This is a genomic window from Streptomyces sp. NPDC002536 (assembly GCF_053594995.1).
In genome coordinates this window covers 88,532-106,315 of sequence record NZ_JBSFWU010000010.1, presented here as the reverse complement: position 1 = coordinate 106,315, position 17,784 = coordinate 88,532, and the positions used below count along the sequence as shown (strand labels likewise).

General features: G+C 70.2%; 17 protein-coding genes. 10 read left to right on the top strand and 7 right to left on the bottom strand.

Annotation, left to right across the window (positions count from 1 at the left end; genetic code table 11):
* Positions 1 to 162: 162 nt before the first annotated feature.
* Complete coding sequence (locus ACWD4B_RS06315) at positions 163 to 609, bottom strand: MerR family transcriptional regulator (protein ID WP_451419677.1); 447 nt, start codon at positions 607 to 609, stop codon at positions 163 to 165.
* A 94-nt stretch (positions 610 to 703) separates the two neighbouring features.
* Here ACWD4B_RS06315 and ACWD4B_RS06310 point away from each other — a divergent pair, with 94 nt between their 5' ends.
* Complete coding sequence (locus ACWD4B_RS06310; RefSeq protein ID WP_451419676.1) at positions 704 to 1,393, top strand: esterase/lipase family protein; 690 nt, start codon at positions 704 to 706, stop codon at positions 1,391 to 1,393.
* Between the two features lie 36 nt (positions 1,394 to 1,429).
* Complete coding sequence (locus ACWD4B_RS06305) at positions 1,430 to 2,413, top strand: NAD-dependent epimerase/dehydratase family protein (RefSeq protein WP_451419675.1); 984 nt, start codon at positions 1,430 to 1,432, stop codon at positions 2,411 to 2,413.
* Positions 2,414 to 2,436: 23 nt separating this feature from the next.
* On the opposite strand, the gene ACWD4B_RS06300 is transcribed toward ACWD4B_RS06305, so the two are convergent.
* On the bottom strand, positions 2,437 to 3,288 hold the full coding sequence (locus ACWD4B_RS06300) for a DUF4344 domain-containing metallopeptidase (protein ID WP_451419674.1): 852 nt from the start codon (positions 3,286 to 3,288) through the stop codon (positions 2,437 to 2,439).
* 247 nt (positions 3,289 to 3,535) lie between these two features.
* Here ACWD4B_RS06300 and ACWD4B_RS06295 point away from each other — a divergent pair, with 247 nt between their 5' ends.
* Positions 3,536 to 5,593, top strand: coding sequence for an alkyl/aryl-sulfatase (locus ACWD4B_RS06295; RefSeq protein ID WP_451419673.1), 2,058 nt, complete (start codon positions 3,536 to 3,538; stop codon positions 5,591 to 5,593).
* 91 nt (positions 5,594 to 5,684) lie between these two features.
* Here ACWD4B_RS06295 and ACWD4B_RS06290 read toward each other — a convergent pair whose 3' ends face one another.
* Positions 5,685 to 6,494: a LysR family transcriptional regulator gene (locus ACWD4B_RS06290; RefSeq protein WP_451419672.1), complete on the bottom strand. Its 810-nt coding sequence runs from the start codon at positions 6,492 to 6,494 to the stop codon at positions 5,685 to 5,687.
* Between the two features lie 67 nt (positions 6,495 to 6,561).
* Between ACWD4B_RS06290 and ACWD4B_RS06285 the strand changes: the two genes are divergently transcribed.
* The gene (locus ACWD4B_RS06285) at positions 6,562 to 7,482 is read left to right on the top strand and encodes an NAD(P)H-binding protein (RefSeq protein ID WP_451419671.1); all 921 of its coding nucleotides are present in this window, start codon (positions 6,562 to 6,564) and stop codon (positions 7,480 to 7,482) included.
* Between the two features lie 92 nt (positions 7,483 to 7,574).
* On the opposite strand, the gene ACWD4B_RS06280 is transcribed toward ACWD4B_RS06285, so the two are convergent.
* Positions 7,575 to 8,822 carry a cytochrome P450 gene (locus tag ACWD4B_RS06280; protein ID WP_451419670.1) on the bottom strand — a complete coding sequence of 416 codons (1,248 nt, stop codon included), beginning with the start codon at positions 8,820 to 8,822 and terminating at the stop codon, positions 7,575 to 7,577.
* A 296-nt stretch (positions 8,823 to 9,118) separates the two neighbouring features.
* On the opposite strand from ACWD4B_RS06280, the gene ACWD4B_RS06275 reads away from it, so the two are divergent.
* Both ACWD4B_RS06275 and ACWD4B_RS06270 read left to right on the top strand, forming a co-directional pair.
* On the top strand, positions 9,119 to 11,323 hold the full coding sequence (locus ACWD4B_RS06275; protein WP_451419669.1) for an MMPL family transporter: 2,205 nt from the start codon (positions 9,119 to 9,121) through the stop codon (positions 11,321 to 11,323).
* On the top strand, positions 11,316 to 11,900 hold the full coding sequence (locus ACWD4B_RS06270) for a class I SAM-dependent methyltransferase (protein WP_451419668.1): 585 nt from the start codon (positions 11,316 to 11,318) through the stop codon (positions 11,898 to 11,900). Before ACWD4B_RS06275 ends, ACWD4B_RS06270 begins: the two co-directional genes overlap by 8 nt.
* An 18-nt stretch (positions 11,901 to 11,918) precedes the next feature.
* Here the strand turns inward: ACWD4B_RS06270 and ACWD4B_RS06265 are convergent, their stop codons facing one another.
* Positions 11,919 to 13,442, bottom strand: coding sequence for a serine hydrolase domain-containing protein (locus ACWD4B_RS06265; protein ID WP_451419667.1), 1,524 nt, complete (start codon positions 13,440 to 13,442; stop codon positions 11,919 to 11,921).
* A gap of 125 nt (positions 13,443 to 13,567) precedes the next feature.
* Complete coding sequence (locus tag ACWD4B_RS06260) at positions 13,568 to 14,194, bottom strand: TetR/AcrR family transcriptional regulator (protein WP_451419666.1); 627 nt, start codon at positions 14,192 to 14,194, stop codon at positions 13,568 to 13,570.
* A gap of 108 nt (positions 14,195 to 14,302) precedes the next feature.
* On the opposite strand from ACWD4B_RS06260, the gene ACWD4B_RS06255 reads away from it, so the two are divergent.
* Both ACWD4B_RS06255 and ACWD4B_RS06250 read left to right on the top strand, forming a co-directional pair.
* The gene (locus ACWD4B_RS06255) at positions 14,303 to 14,968 is read left to right on the top strand and encodes a hypothetical protein (RefSeq protein ID WP_451419665.1); all 666 of its coding nucleotides are present in this window, start codon (positions 14,303 to 14,305) and stop codon (positions 14,966 to 14,968) included.
* A gap of 228 nt (positions 14,969 to 15,196) precedes the next feature.
* Positions 15,197 to 15,901 carry a restriction endonuclease gene (locus tag ACWD4B_RS06250; protein ID WP_451419664.1) on the top strand — a complete coding sequence of 235 codons (705 nt, stop codon included), beginning with the start codon at positions 15,197 to 15,199 and terminating at the stop codon, positions 15,899 to 15,901.
* Here ACWD4B_RS06250 and ACWD4B_RS06245 read toward each other — a convergent pair.
* Positions 15,889 to 16,578: a hypothetical protein gene (locus ACWD4B_RS06245; protein WP_451419663.1), complete on the bottom strand. Its 690-nt coding sequence runs from the start codon at positions 16,576 to 16,578 to the stop codon at positions 15,889 to 15,891. The genes ACWD4B_RS06250 and ACWD4B_RS06245 overlap by 13 nt on opposite strands.
* A gap of 310 nt (positions 16,579 to 16,888) precedes the next feature.
* On the opposite strand from ACWD4B_RS06245, the gene ACWD4B_RS06240 reads away from it, so the two are divergent.
* Both ACWD4B_RS06240 and ACWD4B_RS06235 read left to right on the top strand, forming a co-directional pair.
* The gene (locus ACWD4B_RS06240) at positions 16,889 to 17,323 is read left to right on the top strand and encodes a MarR family winged helix-turn-helix transcriptional regulator (protein WP_451419662.1); all 435 of its coding nucleotides are present in this window, start codon (positions 16,889 to 16,891) and stop codon (positions 17,321 to 17,323) included.
* Positions 17,320 to 17,766 (top strand): hypothetical protein, encoded by a 447-nt coding sequence (locus ACWD4B_RS06235; RefSeq protein WP_451419661.1) that lies wholly within the window; start codon positions 17,320 to 17,322, stop codon positions 17,764 to 17,766. The genes ACWD4B_RS06240 and ACWD4B_RS06235 overlap by 4 nt, the downstream gene beginning before the upstream one ends.
* Positions 17,767 to 17,784: the final 18 nt, after the last annotated feature.

Genomic DNA, 17,784 nt, shown 5'->3' with positions numbered 1-17,784 from the left:
CCCCAACCAACCCCACAACCCCCCCCCCCCCCCCCCCCCCCCCCCCCGCGGGGGGGGGGGGGGCGGGCCCCCCCCCCCGGGGACGTCGGCTGCGGGCACGTCGTGGTTGCTCGCGCAGTTCCCCGCGCCCCTGACGGGGCGCGAAGGTCCGCCGGACACGGCCTAGATATTGCTCCGGGCGACCGGGTCCCAGAGCCCGCCGGCCTCACCGCGGGCGAGGTGTTCGGCGTAGACGCCGACCTTCCAGGCGATGACGGAACGGCACTCCTCCAGCGCCGTGATCTGTGCATCGACGCGCTGACGGTGGGCGTCGAGGAGTTGCAGGCGCTCCGTCTCGTTGCCCGGCCCCTGTCGCACCAGCTCGGCGAACCGTTTGAGGTCGGCCAGCGGCATACCGGATTCCCGGAGCTTGACGCAGATCTGCAGCCAGTCGACATCGAGTTCGGTGTAGCGCCGCCGCCCGCCCGTGGTGCGCCGGACCGGACCGACCAGCAGGCCCTCACGCTCGTAGAAGCGCAGGGCGTGCACGCTGAGCCCGGTCCGCTCGGCCACCTCGCCGATGCTCAAAGGCTCTTCACGCGCCTCGGTACGCGCCTCGGTCGTCGTCATGCTGCCCAGCCTACGACGAGCGCGGTCCGGTCCGGTGACCCCGCCGGGGCGGCCGATCCGGAACATTCGGCAGGGTCCGGGGAGTTGTACGCGCATGCGCAGACGCCACGGAATCGCCACGGTCTCAGCCTTCTTTGCCCTCTTAGCCTTGGCCACAGCAGCCCCGCCCGCGCAGGCGGCCGCGCCGCCGAATCCGGTGATCTTCATTCACGGGCGCAACGCCGACCCCGGCGTCTGGGGGCGGATGCAGGCGGATTTCACGGCCGCCGGATATCCCACCGACCGCCTCTTCGCCTGGAGTTACGACACCTCGCAGTCGACGAACGAGGTCCTCGCCGCCCGCCTGTCCGCCTACGTCGACGACGTGCTCGCGCAGACGCATGCGGTGAAGGCCGACATCGTGGCCCACAGCCTGGGCAGTCTGCCGTCGCGCTGGTACCTCGAGTTCGGCGGCGGCACCGCGAAGACCGCCCACTGGGTCTCGCTCGCCGGACCGAACCACGGCACGCAGATCGCCTGGCTCTGCGCCCTCTGGGATCAGGGGTGCAAGGACATGACCCCGGACTCCTACGTCCTGCGCCACCTGAACCAGGGCACCGAAACACCCGGGCCCACGCGGTACGCGACCTGGTGGTCGTCGTGCGACGAGCAGATCACGCCTGCCCGGAGCACCGAACTCGCCGGTGCCGCCAACACCCGTACCGCCGCCTGCCTCCGGCACAACGACTTCCTGACCGACCCCACGGTCTCCCGGGGCGTACGCGACTTCCTTGCCACACCGTAGCCGCACCGTAGTCACAGAACAGAAAAGGAGAACACGGTGAAACTGCTGTTGCTCGGCGGCACCGACTTCGGAGGCCGCGCGGTGGCGGAGGCCGCGCGGGACCGGGGCTGGGACGTGACCGTCTTCCACCGCGGCCGACACCCCGCGCCACCCGGCGTGCACGTCCTGCACGGCGACCGCACCGCACCGGACGGGCTCGCCCAACTGGCCACCGGTACGTGGGACGTGGTCGTCGACACCTGGACGTCCGCCCCGCGCGTCGTACGCGACGCGGCCCGGCTGCTGTCCGGCCGCGTCGGCCGTCACGTCTACGTCTCCACCCGTTCCGTACACACCTGGCCCATGCCGGCGGGCCTGGACGAGGACGGCCCGGTGGTGGACGGCGACCCGGACGCGGAGTCGGTCGACTACGCGACCGACAAGCGCGGCGCGGAGCTCGCCGTGCTCCGGGAGTTCGGCGACAAGCACAGCCTCCTGGTCCGCGCAGGCCTGATCCTGGGTCCTCGGGAGAACGTCGGCCGCCTGCCGTGGTGGCTGTCCAGGATCGCCCGCGGCGGCCGCGTCCTGGCCCCGGGCCCGCGGTCGACACCGCTGCAGTACGTCGACGTCCGCGACATGGCCACGTGGATCCTCGATGCCGTGGAAGCGGAACTCCATGGTCCGTTCAACCTCGTGAGCCCGCCGGGACACGCCACGATCGGCGAACTGCTGGACGCTTGCGTCCAGGTGACCGGCTCGGACGCGGAACTGGTGTGGACCGAACCCGAAGTGATCGAGGAAGCCGGCCTCTCCGGCTGGAGCGACCTGCCCGTCTGGTGCCCGCCGGGGAGCGAGGGCCACACGGCCATGCACTGCGCCGACGTCTCCCGGGCCCTGGCAACGGGCCTGCACTGCCGCCCGGCAGCGGACACGGTGAGGGACACGTGGGCGTGGCTGCAGACCCTGCCGTCCGGAGTCGTGGCCCGGCCCGGCATCGGCCTCACGGAGGAGGCGGAGGCGAGGGCGCTGGCGCTGCGCTGAGACGACGGCGGCGGTGACGATGGTCAGGCGGTGTGCGGTGCGAGGAGTTCGTCCCAGCCGCGCCGCAGTGCGCGGTACTCGTCCCGGCACCGCCCGGCCCGTTCGCTGCTCAACAGCCGCCCGTCGACGAGCTTCGCGTCCCCTTCCGGCGCCGAGGACGCGGAACCGTGCAGATAACACCGGTAGTTGGCGGCACGCACGGCATCCGGCGCGTGCTCGTCCTCGGAGCCCGAGGAGCCCGAGGAGTCGGCGTCGTCCTCGGGATCGGCGTCCTCCTGCGCTTCCCACGCGTAGTTGTCGGCGGCGGCGAGCAGCCCCGCCCGGCCTTCGGCCCCCTGAGGGATCATCCGGTAGGCCGCGAACCGGTCGGCGACGTCCTCCTCGGACCCGTCGAAGTCCAGCTCCAGCGTGTCGACGAGCGCGTGGGCGGCCTCGTGGTAGAGCGACTCGGTGACGACGCCCGCGGTTCGCACGTCGGGGTCGGACGCCCCCGCCTCCTGGAAGGAGGAGCGCACCCGGCCGACGTACTCGTAGCACAGGGCGATCCGCCGGGTGCCCGGGTCGTACTCGGGGTAGTCGTCGGCGCCTTTGCAGGTGCGGTTGACGATCTCGATCCGCTCGGGCAGCTGCAGCGCGCCGTTGAGATCCTCGGCCACCCGTTCCGGCAGGGCGCGCGCCCGCAGGAACGCCCGCTCGTCGGCCCTGCCCGGTGCGGGGGCCTTGTACGAGACGGACACGCCGCCTTCAGGATCGGCATCGGCGGACGCGCCCCCGCAGCCCGTGGCGAGGAGCGCACAGACGGCTGTGACGGCAAGCGTACGGACGCGCCGGACGCGGCCCGACCTGCGGGGAGCGGCCCCGGCGTGATGAGACATGGGGAAAACTTTGCCTGATGTCGGGCTTCCTGCGAAATCGGCTCCGGACGGCGGACTCCCGGACGGCGGCGGTGGCAACTCCGGTCGCCCCGGAGAGCGAAGTATCGGCCGTGACGGAGCCTCGATCCGTGGCCGGTTCAGGATCTTGCAGGCAGATTTCCGTCGCCCATAGCGTCAGCCACGTTCGGCACTTTGCCCCTGTCCCGTGACGCACGCGGTGATCCCGCGTGCCCGAGGAGGCTGTCGTATGCCCGAATTCACCGACCCCATCGAGGCCGATCCGTCCGTGGCCGAGGCCAACCGGAGGATCGTCGAGACGATCCCGCCGGACACCGAGGATTTCGAGGACGCCCGGCGGGGTCTGGTCGCGCTCCCCGCGCTCCCCGCGATCCCGGCCCGCCGGCAGGGAGACCGGATCGTGTGGAACTTCGTCTCCTACGACTTCCTGAGCGAATCCGAGGTGTCCGAGGCACCGCCGAGCGTCAACGCGAGCCTGTGGCGCCAGGGCCTGCTCACCGCCCAGGCCGGGCTCTTCCAGGTCGCCTCCTACGAGCACGGTGCGATCTACCAGGTCCGCGGCTACGACCTGTCCAACATGACCATCATCGAAGGCGACTCGGGCATCCTCGTCATCGACCCGCTCGCCAGCTACGAGACCGCCCAGTGGGCGCTCAAGCTCTACCGGGACACGACGGAGAGCACGCGGCCGATCATCGGCATCATCTACACCCACAGCCACGTCGATCACTTCGGCGGCGTCCGCGGCCTGTTCCACGAGCGCAACGACGTGATCGACACCGACATCCCGATCATCGCGCCCGACGGCTTCCTGGAGCACGCCGTCAGCGAGAACGTCTACGCGGGGCCGGCGATGGCCCGCCGTTCCGAGTACATGTATGCGGCCAAGCTCGACAAGAGCCCGTACGGGCAGGTCGGTTCCGGCCTCGGGCTGACGATCTCCACCGGCGAGGTCACCCTCGTCCCGCCGAACGTCAGCATCGGCGGCACCGGCACCGCGCCCGTCCCGCGCGACCAGTGGTCGGCCAAGGACGTCATCCCCTGGCGGCCCGGCCTCTACCGGCAGCTCGTCGACGGCATACGGCTGATCTTCCAGCTCACGCCCGGCACCGAGGCCCCCGCGGAGATGAACATCTACCTCCCGCAGGCCCGCGCCCTGTGCGCCGCCGAGAACGCCACCCACACCCTGCACAACATCCTCACCCTGCGCGGAGCCCAGGTCCGCGATGCCCACGCCTGGTCGAAGTACCTCACCGAGACGATCCAGACCTTCGGCGAGCACACCGACGTCGAGTTCGCCTCCCACCACTGGCCCCGCTGGGGCAAGGAGAAGATCGTCGAGTATCTGAGCAACCAGCGGGACGTCTACGGTTACCTCAACGACCAGACCCTGCGGCTGATCAACGCGGGCAGGACAGGCATCGAGATCGCCGAGGAGCTCGAGTTGCCCGAGTCGCTCGCGGCCCACTGGTACACCCGCGGCTACTACGGCTCCCTCAGCCACGACCTCAAAGCCGTCTACCAGCGTTACATGGGCTGGTTCGACGGCAACCCCGCCCACTTGTGGAACCTCCCGCCGGCCAAGGCGGGCGTCCACTACGTGGAGGCCATGGGTGGCGTCGATGCTGTCGTCGCCAAGGCTCAGGAGGCGTACGACCGCCACGAATACCGCTGGACCGTCGAACTCCTCAACCACGTCATCTTCGGTCACCCCGAGGACAGTGCATCCGCCAAGGAACTCCAGCACCGGGCCCTCACCCAGCTCGGCTACGGCTCCGAGAACGGCACTTGGCGCAACTTCTACCTCACCGGCGCCCACGAACTGGCCCACGGCGTCGAGCGGGCCGCCAATCAGGAGGCCGGCGATCTGGTCCTCAGCATGTCGCTGGAGCAGTACTTCTCCGCCCTCGCCCGCAGCATCGACGGCCCTGCCGCCGGCCGCGAACAGCGCGCCCCCATCGTGCTTCAGTGGCTGATCAACGGTACCGACGAGGACACCTGCACGACGACGCTGCGCAACGGCGTCCTGGTCTTCACCCCCGGCAAGGACCGCTTCGCCGGAACCCCGCAGACCGTCATCAAGCTGACCCGCGAGGTCCTCAACGGCCTGATGTACGGCCCCAAGGGCTTCAAGGACGCCTTCGACGCCGCCGTCCGCGACGGCCTCGTCCAGATCGCCGAAGGCAAACAGGACTACGCGGACACGGTCTTCGGTTACCTGACCGCCTCCGACCCGACCTTCCCGATCGTGGCTCCCACTGTCTCCGAACAGCAGCCCCGTTCCTGACCGGGCATCCGGGGCGTACTCGGACCCCGGATGCTGCTGGTGCCCTTCGCCCCGCCGGACCCGGCGGCGGGGCGAAGGGCACCCGAACCGCTCAGGTCTTCCGCAGCGTTGCAGTGGCGATCTCCATGAAGTCGCGCAGCAGCTTCTCGCGCCGGTCCGCGGCAACGGCCAGGCAGGTCTCGAGCTCCGGGGCGTCTGTGACGGGAAGGTGGACGAGGTCGGGGCGGGAGTAGGACCGCGCGACGCTCAGCGGGATGAGCGCGATGCCGTGCCCGGAGGCGACGAGCTCGAACTTTTCCTCGAGCGATGCCGTCCGCCGCTTGGGTACGTCGAGCATCCGCTCGCCGTCGAGATCCGCGGAAATGAGCTCCTGACGACACGCCAGGGGGTGCGCCGCGGGCATGCAGGCGACCCGGGGATCGTGGCCGATGGAAACAACGCGCAAGCCCGACTCGTCGAACGGCCGCCGCAGATAACCGACTTGGGCGCGACCGTCCCGGAGTGGCCGGTCCTGCTCCCACCAGCGTGCCGGTACGACGTCGGTCTCGACATCCGGGTGGCGTGACGCGAACGCCCGGATCGCATCGGACACATGGAGCCCGGGGGAGAAGGCGACCGCGAGCCGCTGGACGCCCTGATCGACGTCATGCACGCGCCGCACCGCTGCGGCGAGCGACGGGAGGATCTGCTGCGCCTCCTCGTAGAGCTGCTTCCCGGCGGCGGTCAGCTCCACGCTGCGGGTGGTCCGCACGAGCAGTGTGCAGCCCAACTCCTGCTCGAAGGACCGGATCTGACGGCTGAGAACCGGCTGGGTGATGTAGAGCTGCTCCGCCGCCCGGCCGAAGTGCCGGTACTCGGCCACCGCGGCGAAGTAGCGAAGCTTGCGCAGATCGAGATCCATGCCCTGAAGGTATCAATTGCCGGGAAGGGCATTGGACGTGGCGGACGGCTGCCCCGAGACTCGACGCATGATCGTCATCACCGCTCCCACCGGCCAGATCGGCGGCCGGCTTCTGGAGATCCTTCTCGACGGGACCGACGGGACCCGCACGCGCGGCGAAGAACTGCACGGCGAAGAGCTGCGCGTCATCGTGCGCGACCCCGGGAACCTCCCCGACGCGGTCCGCGCCCGCGTCGACGTCGTCACCGGTTCGCACGGCGACGCCGAGGTCGTCGACCGGGCCTTCGCCGGCGCGGACGCCGTCTTCTGGCTCGTTCCCTCGAATCCCCGGGCGCCGAGCGTGGACGCCATGTACTCCGGGTTCACCCGCGCTGCCGCGAAGGCGTTCACGACCCACGGGGTCGGACACGTCGTCGGCGTCTCGGCGCTCGGCCGGGGCACCCCCGTCGCCGGCCGCGCAGGGCACGTGACGGCGTCGCTGGCCATGGACGACCTCATCGCGAGTACGGGCGTGGCCTACCGGGCGCTCGCCAACCCGACGTTCATCGACAACCTGCTGTGGCAGGTGGCCTCGATCCGCGACGGCGGCGTGTTCACCGGCACCGTCGCCGCCGACCGCAAGGCACCGACGGCCGCCACCCGGGACATCGCCGCGGCCGCCGCCGGCCTGCTGCTCGACCGATCGTGGACGGGGACGGGCGAGGTCCCGGTACTGGGCCCCGAGGACCTTTCGCCGGACGACCTGGCGCGCATCATGACCGAGGTGCTCGGCCGCCCGGTCCGCTACGAGCGGCAGACGCTCGACGCATCCCGCACCGCACTCGCCGGACAGGGCAACGGGGACGCGTTCGTACAGGGCTACCTCGACATGATGCGGGCCAAGGACGACGGCCTCGACGACGGGGTGCGACGCACCCCGCAGACCGCGAGCCCCACGACCTTCCGCACGTGGTGCGAGCAGGTCCTCAAGCCGGCGGTCCGGGCATGAGCGCCGGAACCGTCCTCGTCGTCGGGGCGTCCCGGCACAAAGGTCCCGACCGGGAGCCGAGGCCATGCCGTCGGGCAATGGAGTTCCACCGCTCAGTTCAGGATCACCGGCAGACGTCGGAGCCCGTGGACCATCGCCAGCCGGTGGAACGGAACCTCGCACTCATCGACCGCGAGTCGCATGCGGGGGAACCGCTCGATCAGACGCCGATAGGCGATCCTCAGCTCCATGCGGGCCAGTTCCGCGCCCAGACAGCGGTGCGGGCCGTGGCCGAAGGCCAGGTGGTGCCGGGCCGGGCGGGCCTGTGACGGCTCGGCGTTCGTGGTGTGGTTGGCGCGCAGCAGGGAGCACATCACCACGTCCCCCTCGGTCACTTGGTGGTCACCCAGCCTGCATGTCCTGAGGGCGTAGCGGGGGAAGGCGACCTGTACCACCGAGAGGCGGCGCAGAAAGTCCTCCACCAGATCGTCGACGGCGCTCGGGTCAGTGGCTCGTGCGCGGGCCCGGGGGTCACGGAGGAGAGTGAGTGCTCCGAGTGCCAGCATGCCGGCGGTGGTCTCCAGTCCACCGGTGAGCACGCCGTCGGCCAGACCGGCCAGCGTGCGGTCGTCCAGGTCGGCCCCGCGGGTCACCATGGTGCCCAGGAGACGGTTTCCGGGATCGCCGCGCTCGTCGGCGATCAGTTGTTCCAGACGGGCCAGGGAGGACGAGACGGCGCCGAACAGGGCGTCCAGACCCGGGATGATGTCGAAGCGTTGGGTGCTCAGCCGCTGGAAGTCCGTACGGTGCGCGGCCGGAATCCCGAGCAGCTCGCACATGGTGCGGGCCGGCACGGGCCAGGCGAAGGCCTCCAGGAGGTCCACGGGCTGGGGCCGGCCCGCCATGAGGTCGAGTTGTTCGTCCACGATCCGCCGGATCCGTGGTTCGAGGTGCCGCAGCCCACGGAGCGTGAACTCGGGTGCCAGGACGCGCCGCAGCCTGCCGTGCAGAGGCGGGTCGCACGTTCCCAGGCCGCCCAGCACCTGTCCGCGCATGAACTGCCCCATGTAGGGGAGCCGGGCCGGGTCGTTGCCGAATGTGTCGTCGGCGGTGAGGACGTGCCGGACCTGCTCCGGGCCGTTGACCAGCCACACGTTCACGCCGAATCCCAGGGGCGCCGGAGTCACCTCCTCCCAGGAACGTCCACAGGACGGAGCGGGGGAGGCCAGGCCGTCGCGCCGGAAGAGATCCATGACCGGCTCGGGAACGAGCTCCAGCAGTGCTGCGTCGCCTCCTCTGCGGACCGCACGACGGAGTCGGGCACGCAGCAGACGGCCGGACAACGTGCTGCCGAGCCCCATGGATTCCCCCTCCGCGCCGGGCTGCGAGCTACCCATGGGCACGGCTGCCGACGCTCCACGAGCGGGTGGCTCATCCTTTGGGGTGATAACCCGTCCCCGGCGCCGTAGCGTGTCCGCCCGCGGGAAGGAACTCCCGGAACCGGCCCGGGGGAGTGGCCTCATGGCAGCAGTGCGGGGAATCTCATGACGGACTTCCGTGTGCCGACGCGCGTCGTTCGCCCGCGGAACGGGACGACGACGCACGCGGCCGACCGGGCGGCGCCGTCCGTACCCCCGCTGCGGGAACGCGGCAGACCATGCCCCGCCCCATCGTGACCGATCAGTCGGGGGCGATGCACCACGGGCTGTACCGGTGGGGACGGGCGTGCGCCCGGCATCCGAAGAGAGTCCTTGCCGTATGGCTGCTGCTCCTCGCCGCCCTGCTCCTGCTCGACCGGTTCTGGGGCGGGACGTTCAAGGACGATTACTCCCTGCCCGGGACCTCTGTCCAACGCGGTGCCGACCTGATCACCACGCACGGCGGCGATGCCGTTCGAGGGGTCAGCTCGCAGATCGTCCTTCACGCAGGGACGGGCGGGCTGGCAGCACATCAACGCGACATCACCGCCGCCGGAGTCCGCCTGTCGCACCTTCCCCATGTCGCTTCCGCAGTCGGCCCGTTCACCACCCCGGGCGCGCTCTCGCAGGACGGGTCGACGGGGTACTTCACGGTCTGGTTCGACGATTTCCCGAGCAGGTTCGGCAGGTCCTATCTCGCGCGGTGCGACGACGCAGTCCATGCGCTGCGCGCGCAGGGCATCAGCGTCGACTACGGCAGCCCGCTCGGAGAACTGGCGCGCCCGGCGGGGTCCGACATGCTGTCGGAGCTGATCGGCCTCGGCACCGCGCTGGCGGCTCTGATCATGACCTTTCGCAGTCTCGCAGCTGCCGTGATTCCCTTGCTCACCACGCTCGTCGCGCTGCCCGTCGGGCTGTGCGCGGTCCATCTGCTGGCCCATGTGTTCACGTTCGCCACGGCGTCCCCGACCGTGGCCGCCATGATGGGCCTCGGCGCCGGACTGGACTACACGCTCTTCCTGGCCACCCGGCACCGGCGCCTGCTGCACCACGTGGACGACCCGGCCGAAGCCGCCGGCCGGGCCATGGCGACCAGCGGTCACGCCGTCGTCATGGCCGCGGCAGCCGTGATTCTCGCGCTGAACGGTCTCCACCTCTGCGGCATCGGCTTCATCGCGAGCCTCGCCGTTGCTGCCGAAACGACCGTCCTGATCACCGCCTTCGCCGCCCTCAGCCTCGCGCCTGCCCTCTTCGGGCTGTTCGGCCGCGCCATCGACCGGCTGAGCCTCGGCCGGCCCGTCGACGAGGCCACCGGCACCCGGGACGTCTGGTACCGCTGGTCCCGTACGCTGAGCCGCTACCCGGGAACGTGCCTCGCCGCAGGTGTCCTTGTGCTGGGCACCGTCTGCATCCCGCTCACCGCTGCGCACTTGGGTCACATCGACGCCGGTTCGCTGCCCGGCCGCTACACCGAGCACCGTGCTTACGCGCTCGTCTCCAAGGGCTTCGGGCCCGGTGCCAACGGCCAGTTCACCGTCGTCGTCGAACTCGACCCTCTACGTGCCACGAGCAGCACCCGAAGCAACCGACTGTCCGGCACCCTCACCGCGGCCCTTGCCGGGACCCCTGGCGTCGCCGCGGTCGGCACCCCGGTGCTCAGCGCGGATCACGCGCTGCTGACCACAACCGTCACCCCGGAAACCGGCCCGCAGGACGAGAAGACCGACGGCCTGCTCCGCACCCTTGAACACACCACCCTGCCCAAGGCCCTGGCCGGCACCGGTGCCCACGGTTTCGTGACCGGCCTCACCGCGGCCCGGCTCGCCTTCGCGGACGACCTCGTGGGCAGCCTCCCCGCCATGGCCGCCTTCGTCACCGTCACCGCCTTCCTCCTGCTGCTCGCCACGTTCCGCGGCCTGCTCGTCGCGGCCAAGGCCGCACTCCTCAACCTGCTGTCCGTCGGTGCAGCCCTGTCCGTCGTCGTCGCCCTCTTCCAGAAGGGCTGGGGAAGCGGCTTCTTCGGCGTGTCCGCACCCGTCCCCGTCGAGCCGTACGTACCGGTCCTGATACTGGCCATCGTCTTCGGCCTCTCCATGGACTACGAGATCTTCCTCATCACCCGCATCCGCGAGGCCTGGTTGCAGACCGGCGACAACCAGCAGAGCATCACCACCGGCCTCACGGCCACCGCCCGCATCATCACCAGCGCAGCAGCCACCATGACCGCCGTCTTCCTCGCCTTCCTCCTCAGCACCGACATCGTCATCGAAATGATCGCCCTCGGTCTGGGCGCCGGCGTGCTCATCGATGCCACCCTCATGCGCCTGCTGCTGGTGCCGGCCGCCATGCACCTGCTCGGCAGGGCCAATTGGTGGCTCCCCGCACCACTCGACCGCCGCCGCCTGCCGCACCTTGCCCAGAAGGGACCGCAACCGAGTGGCTGACACCGCACTCTTCTTCCGCGAGTTCGTCCGTTCGCCGATGATCACGGCAGCGGTGACCGCCAGCTCACCGGCCCTGGCCAGGCAGATGACCTTTCCGGTGCCCGAGCAGGGCGATCCCGTGGTGGTGGAACTCGGCCCCGGCACCGGTGCCTTCACCGGCGCGATTCAACAGCGTCTGGCCGGACGGGGGAGGCATCTGGCCATCGAGCTGAATCCCCGACTGGCCGAGATCCTCGCGGACCGGTTCCCGGAGGTGGAAGTGATCACCGCAGATGCGGCTTCGCTGCCTGACCAGCTGAGCGGGCGGGACCTGATCGCCGATGTGGTGATCAGCGGTTTGCCGTGGGCCGCCTATCAACGACCGTTGATCCCCGCTGTGGCGAAGTCGCTGTCCAGCACCGGCACGTTCAGCCAGTTCGCCTATACGTGGTCGCTCTGGGCGCCGCCGTCGAGACGGCAACGCTCCGAACTGCGGGAGGCGTTCGAGGAGGTCGTACTCAGCCGAACGGTCTGGCGGAACCTGCCCCCTGCGCTGGTCTGCTTCGCCCGTCGGAGGAGGACGGCGCGCCCTGGTTGAGGCGCCGGTGTGGTGGGGTCAGGCGGACTTGGCGGTGGCGCGGACGCCGAAGTGGACGTAGCGGGTGCCGTCGCGGAGGGCGTAGAAGACGACAGGGATCCAGGCGTCCTTGTCGTTGCGGCGGCCGGCGAAGACGGTCTTGGTGGGGGTGTCGGAGACGGGGGTGAGGCGCCAGACGAGCGGGTCGAAGGTGCCGGCGAGGCCTTCGACGCCTTCGTAGCGCAGGTCCAGCACGCCTTCGCCTTCGCCTTGGCCTTCGGCGCGGGCGGTGATGGTCATGAGGAAGCCCTCGCGCTTGTAGCGGCCGGTGAAGGGCGTCGTGTCGACGGCCGGGGGATTGTCGGCCGGTCCGAACGTGGGCATGGTGACTCCGGCGAGTTCGGCGCTCAGTTCGCGGCAGAGGGCCTCGTGGACCTTCGGTGCGGCGCCTCCGCCGTTGGTGAGCAGGGCGATGGCGAGGCCCTTCTCCGGGATGGCCCGAAGATAGGCGAGCTGGCCGAAAGTGCTGCCGTCGTGGCCGAAGCCGCGAGCGCCGTCCCAGTCGAAGAGACCCCAGCCGAGGCCCCAGTGTGCGCCGAGGAACCACTGGTCGGGCATGTCGACCTCGCGGGTGAGCATCGCCTCCACGGCCGTGGTGGAGAGCACCCGGGTGCCGTCCGGTGCGGTGCCGCCGTCGATGAACAGCCGGGCGAAGCGGACCACGTCGGCCGCGGTGGCGCTGATGCCGCCGTACGGTCCGGCGGAGCGGGGCAGCATGTTCCACAGCGGGGTGGGCGTGGGGTCCTCGCCGGGTTCGCCCATGTGCCCCATCGCAGCGCGGAAGCGCAGGACCTCCTCGGGAAGCGTCATGGTCTGCCGGAGTCCGAGCGGGTCGCAGATCAGCTCCTTGAGTGCCTCGTCCCAGGTCCGGCCGGTGACCACCTCGACGATCCGGCCCAGGACGTTGTACGCGGTGCTGGAGTAGGACATGGTGGCGCCGGGCGGATTGGTGAGGCCGACGTTGCGCGTGCCGTCGACGTAGCGGGCCAGGCAGTCGTCGCCGCGGCCCGTGTCGTTGACGTAGTCGCCCTCGATCCCGCTGGTGTGGTTGAGGAGTTGACGCGGTGTGATGGTGCGGGCGGCCTCGGCGTCGGTGAGGGCGAAGTCGGGCAGGATCGTCACGACCGGCTGGTCCAGGTCGAGCTTGCCGGCGTCGGCGAGGCTCAGGACGAGGGCGGCGGTGTAGCCCTTGCTGACCGAGCCGATCTGGAACACCGAGTCGGTGGTGGTCTCGACACCGGTGCCGGTGTGCAGGACGCCACTGGCCAGTTCGTGGATCTCCCCGCCGCTGAGGACGGCCAGCACGGCGCCGGGGATGCGGTGGGTGGTGAGCAGCTCGTCGAGCCGGCGCTGCCAGCGGTCGGTGTCGAACGCCCCCGCGGTACCCGTCCTGCCCAGCGCCCGGTCGACGGCCTGTGCGGCCTCCCGGTTGGTCCGGTCCACGAGCTTGGCGACCTCGCGGTCGACGTTGTCCGAGAACTCCTTGTACATGTCCTTCGACATGGTTTCCCTCCCCAATGACAGGTGGCGTGCCGACATGCGTGCCGGCACTCCACTCATTCAAACATCGTTTGAAACGATCTCGACGCGGGTCCGGTTCCCGCCGAGGCGGGAGCGGATGCCGGGGGCTAGGAGGGGGCTGCGAAGCCGGCGCAGAGCAGGCGGACGCTCCGCGTGAACTTCTCGTCCTGACTCAGGCGTGGGATCGACTCGCCCATGAGCAGGGGGAATTGCTCGCACAGTTCGGCGTAGAGCTCGGCGGTGACGGGTGGTGGCGTCGCCGGCTGGTTCTGTTCCTGGAGGACGAAGCCGGTGACGTGGCTGAGCAGGGTGTCGGCGGCGATGCCGCAGCGGTCGGCGGGCAGGCCGGCGTCGAGGAGGGTGCGCAGCAGGCGTTCCATCAGGGCGAGGGCGCCGGTGCTGAGCATGCCTGGGCTCTCGGCGAGGAGTTGGGCGCCGCCGGGGTGCTGTTTGATGCTCAGGCGCAGGGTGGTGGCCTGGGCCTCGATCCGGTCCTGCCAGGTGGCGGCGGGCGGCAGGGCGGCCAGGGCTTCGGTGCCCGCGTCGTGGGCCCGGCGGCAGACCCGGTCGGCCATCAGGGCGAGCAACTCGTCCTTGCCGCGTACGTGGTAGTAGAGGCTGCCGGCGTGGGCATCGAGGCGGTCGGCGACCTGGCGCATGGACAGGTTCTGGTAGCCGACCTCGGCGAAGACGGCCATGCCCGCGTCGACGATGCGCTCCTTGGTGAGCTTCATGTGCTCACCGTACAGCGTTTTCCAACACCGTTCGAAAACTGTGCTAGCTTTGCGTCATCAGTTTTTCGAACGGCGTTGGAAACGTCGCAACGGGGGGAGAGGCCGGACATGGGGGCGATCGTCTTCAACGTGACCACGGCTGCGCTGATGGTCATGATGGTCAACTGCGGGCTCGGCGTGGTCGGCCGCGACACCCTGCGCGGGCGGCCGCTCCCGTGGGCGGCGGTTGCCCTGACCGCGCTCGCCGTCGGCGGCGTGCTGCTGCAGCTGGCTTGGCCCGGCGCGATGGACGCGCTGGACGCGGACCCGGCCAAGTCCGGCTGGTGGCGCGAGTTCACCTCGGTGTTCATGCAGAACGGCGGCTTCTTCGGCGGCCTGTGGAACCTCGTCACCCTCGCCGCCGTCGCCGCGCTCGCCCAGTGGTACTGGGGCGGCTCGCTCACCCTCGGCTTCTTCCTCGCCGGCATCCTGCTGCCCGGCCGGATCGACACCCTGCTCGGCTTCGGTGACGGCCCCAGCACCGACCCCCGCAACTTCGCCGGCAGCTCCGGCGCCACCTACTTCCTCGGCGCCACCCTCGCCCTCGCCTTCCTCACCCGCACCCGCCTGCCCAAGGAACTCGCCCTGGCGGCCGGAGTCCCGGCACTCGGCCTCGCGATGTGGCTCGCCCAGGAGAACGGCCACGGGCTGGTGTCCGTCTACGGGTTCGCCCTCGCGGCGGCGGTGTGGGCGGTCCGCCACGGCCTGGCCCGCCGGGCCGGGCAGGCGGCCTGACCCTCGCCGCTCCGGTGACCGCTCGCGGCACGACGGCAAGCGGGACGGCGACTGCAGCCAAAACGGCAACCACGAGACGACGAAGGCCCGGACTGCGCTGTGTGGTCCGGGTCTTCGTGCAGGGTGCCCTTCTGGCCTGGATCTTTCGCTCGGCTCCAGTGGCGTCCTTTCCTCATGGCTCGTCCGCTCGACACACTGCGCAGCGGGTTCGAGTGAGGAGGAATGGAGATGGCCAACCGGCAGGGGCGACGTTCTGCGGCGCGGCGTAGGCGTGAGGCCATGGCTAAAGCCGGCTCAGGCGGCGGTGTACTGCTGCTGATCGCGTGCGTGGCGTTCTGGTCGGTTGTCTGGCCGTACCTCGTCGCGGTGGGCGTGACGGGCGCTCTGGGTGCGCTCGGGTGGCGGCTGTGGCGGACGGACCGTCTGTTGCGGAGCCGGGACCGGAGCCGGCGCCGGCAGGAGGCGGTGAGGGCAGGGCACAGGACGCTGGCCGACGTCGACAAGATGTCCGGCACCGAATTCGAGGAGCTGGTGGCGGAGCTCTGCCGTCGGGACGGCTGCTCGGAGGTCCGCCGGGTGGGCGGCACCGGGGATCAGGGGGTGGATGTGGTCGGTCGGCTGCCGGACGGCCGGGCCATGGTCGTGCAGTGCAAGCGCTATGCGCCGAAGAGTTCCATCGCCAGTCGGGAGATGCGTGACCTGCTGGGATCCAAGGTCCACTTCGGTGCAGACGTCGCCGTCTTCGTGACGACGACTCGTTTGAGCGGTCCTTCCGCGGGCTTCGCTCGTACGAACGGGATCATTGCCATACACCGCGACCTTCTCGGCCTCTGGAACAGTGGCACGTCGTTGGAAGCGGTGGCCGGCGTGAACGGTGCCGGCCAGGGCGACCGGAACCACCAGAGACGGTGGAAGAAGACCTACGGCGCGTAGGCAGCGCCGTCGGCGTTGTCCCCAGATCCGCCGTCGTCACTGTCGTCACGGGGTACGAAGCCGCTCGCCTTGGCGAATTCCAGAGGGTCGTAGTCGCGCAGGGCGGCGAACTGTCCGGCTTCGTGGCGGCAGGCGTATGCGTAGGTGCGTAGCACCGGTACTGGATTGCGCACCAGCTCCCTGGCGGCGTGGACCTCCTTGGAACTGTCGGGCTCGTTCGTGTCGTTGTCCGTCGTGAGTAGTGCGACTGCTGCCTTGAGGGCTCGTGCGCCCGTCCATGCCTGGTTGCCGGGCCAGAAGTCGTTCCGTGACTCCGGCTGCTCTTTCGGTATCTCGATCAGGAACGGCAGGGCATCTTCGAGGTCCTGGACGCAGTGGCCGTAGAGCACGTCGAAGGGGTCAGGCACCTTGTCCCGGGCCAGGCTTTGCACGGTGAGGCTCGCGGTTGCCGCCCATCGGGCGGCAACCCGGATCTGTGCAGTCTTGATCTTGTGGGCGTGCTGGGAGGCCAGTTCCTTCAGATCTTGAGCGGCCATGTGGGACTCGTCCGGGTACTTGGGCAGGCAGTCCGCGTACTCCGTTCCCCGGTGCCGCCAGGTGTCCCGCTCCAGCACCGCCCTCCGGTAGGCCCACTCCATGTCGAGGACCGCGCGCTCCCCACTGTTCAGGGCACGCACGACAGAGTCGGGGATCGCACCAGGCCACGGTGACAACGGGGCCAGGCAGTGATCGTACGGAGAAGTGCCGTTCTCCTGCTTCAGATATACAGCCAGGGGAGATGGTGACCGTTCCATGGCCAGCCTCCGGGCGGGGAGAGACACGTGCAGTCGGAGCTCGCACGCTAGCGGCAGAACGACTGCTCGGTGGGCGCATCCCTCGAATCTGCAGGTGTCACCGGGTGCTGGGTGACGGCCGTGGCGGCCAGTATTCCGCGCCGCCCTGTCGGGGTTTGCCCCCCGACACTACGGAACCGTACTATCCGGAACCGTGAAATCCGAATCCGTTCCACCGGAGCGGTCCGCGCTGCTCGCTCTGCAGCGTGCGACCCATGCCACGCTCCAGCTGATCGCCGCCGAGCTCGTCGATCTCGATCTGACCGCCTCCGAGATCAACGCCCTCGCCAACCTCGCCGACGGACGCGGCCGTACCGTCTCCGAGCTCGGTGCCGCCGTCGGGACCCGGCCCACCACCCTGACCGGCGTGCTGGACCGCCTGGAACGGCGCGGTCACATCACTCGCGGCACCCGCGCCGGGGACCGGCGTTCCGTGCTCATCCAGCTGACGCCCGACGGCCGTCTGGCCGCCGACACCGTTCAGCAGACCCTGGCCGGCCTGGAACAACGTGCCCTGGGCAGGCTCTCCACCGCCGAGGTGGCCGGCTTCCACGCCGTCCTCCAGGCCCTGACCAAGGCATCCGCGTGAACACGGCCCCGACCGAACCCGCCGTCCCGTCCGCATGCACGGAGTTCACGGAGCTGATGCACGAGGCGATGACCGGAGCGGACCGCTTCGGCCACTGCCAGCACGTCCGGCTGACCTGGCTGGCGGTCCGCACGTACGGCACCGCCGCAGCCGTGGACCTGGTCAGCGACGGCATCCGGCACACCGCTGCCGCCGCGGGAGCACCGGAGAAGTTCCATGCGACGATGAGCCGGGCCTGGGTCGAGCTGGTGGGACACCACGCGGCCGACGAGGACAACGAGGGCGACTTCGAGACGTTCGCCGCACGGCACCCGCAGCTGCTCGACGCGACACTGCTCGGCCGTTTCTACCGGCCGCAGACGCTGGCCGGCGACGCGGCCCGGGCCGGCTGGGTCGAGCCCGATCTGGTCCCCTTCCCCTGGCAGGCGGCCGGTCCGATATGACCCGGCCCGTCGCGGTGC

What these genes read in the sequence shown, in the direction of transcription:
- ACWD4B_RS06315 (WP_451419677.1), bottom strand. Translation starts at nt 609, where the DNA reads ATGACGACGACCGAGGCGCGTACCGAGGCGCGTGAAGAGCCTTTGAGC.
- ACWD4B_RS06255 (WP_451419665.1), top strand. Translation starts at nt 14,303, where the DNA reads ATGGGGGCGATCGTCTTCAACGTGACCACGGCTGCGCTGATGGTCATG.
- ACWD4B_RS06295 (WP_451419673.1), top strand. Translation starts at nt 3,536, where the DNA reads ATGCCCGAATTCACCGACCCCATCGAGGCCGATCCGTCCGTGGCCGAG.
- ACWD4B_RS06260 (WP_451419666.1), bottom strand. Translation starts at nt 14,194, where the DNA reads ATGAAGCTCACCAAGGAGCGCATCGTCGACGCGGGCATGGCCGTCTTC.
- ACWD4B_RS06265 (WP_451419667.1), bottom strand. Translation starts at nt 13,442, where the DNA reads ATGTCGAAGGACATGTACAAGGAGTTCTCGGACAACGTCGACCGCGAG.
- ACWD4B_RS06310 (WP_451419676.1), top strand. Translation starts at nt 704, where the DNA reads ATGCGCAGACGCCACGGAATCGCCACGGTCTCAGCCTTCTTTGCCCTC.
- ACWD4B_RS06285 (WP_451419671.1), top strand. Translation starts at nt 6,562, where the DNA reads ATGATCGTCATCACCGCTCCCACCGGCCAGATCGGCGGCCGGCTTCTG.
- ACWD4B_RS06280 (WP_451419670.1), bottom strand. Translation starts at nt 8,822, where the DNA reads ATGGGGCTCGGCAGCACGTTGTCCGGCCGTCTGCTGCGTGCCCGACTC.
- ACWD4B_RS06275 (WP_451419669.1), top strand. Translation starts at nt 9,119, where the DNA reads ATGCCCCGCCCCATCGTGACCGATCAGTCGGGGGCGATGCACCACGGG.
- ACWD4B_RS06300 (WP_451419674.1), bottom strand. Translation starts at nt 3,288, where the DNA reads ATGTCTCATCACGCCGGGGCCGCTCCCCGCAGGTCGGGCCGCGTCCGG.
- ACWD4B_RS06250 (WP_451419664.1), top strand. Translation starts at nt 15,197, where the DNA reads ATGGCCAACCGGCAGGGGCGACGTTCTGCGGCGCGGCGTAGGCGTGAG.
- ACWD4B_RS06290 (WP_451419672.1), bottom strand. Translation starts at nt 6,494, where the DNA reads ATGGATCTCGATCTGCGCAAGCTTCGCTACTTCGCCGCGGTGGCCGAG.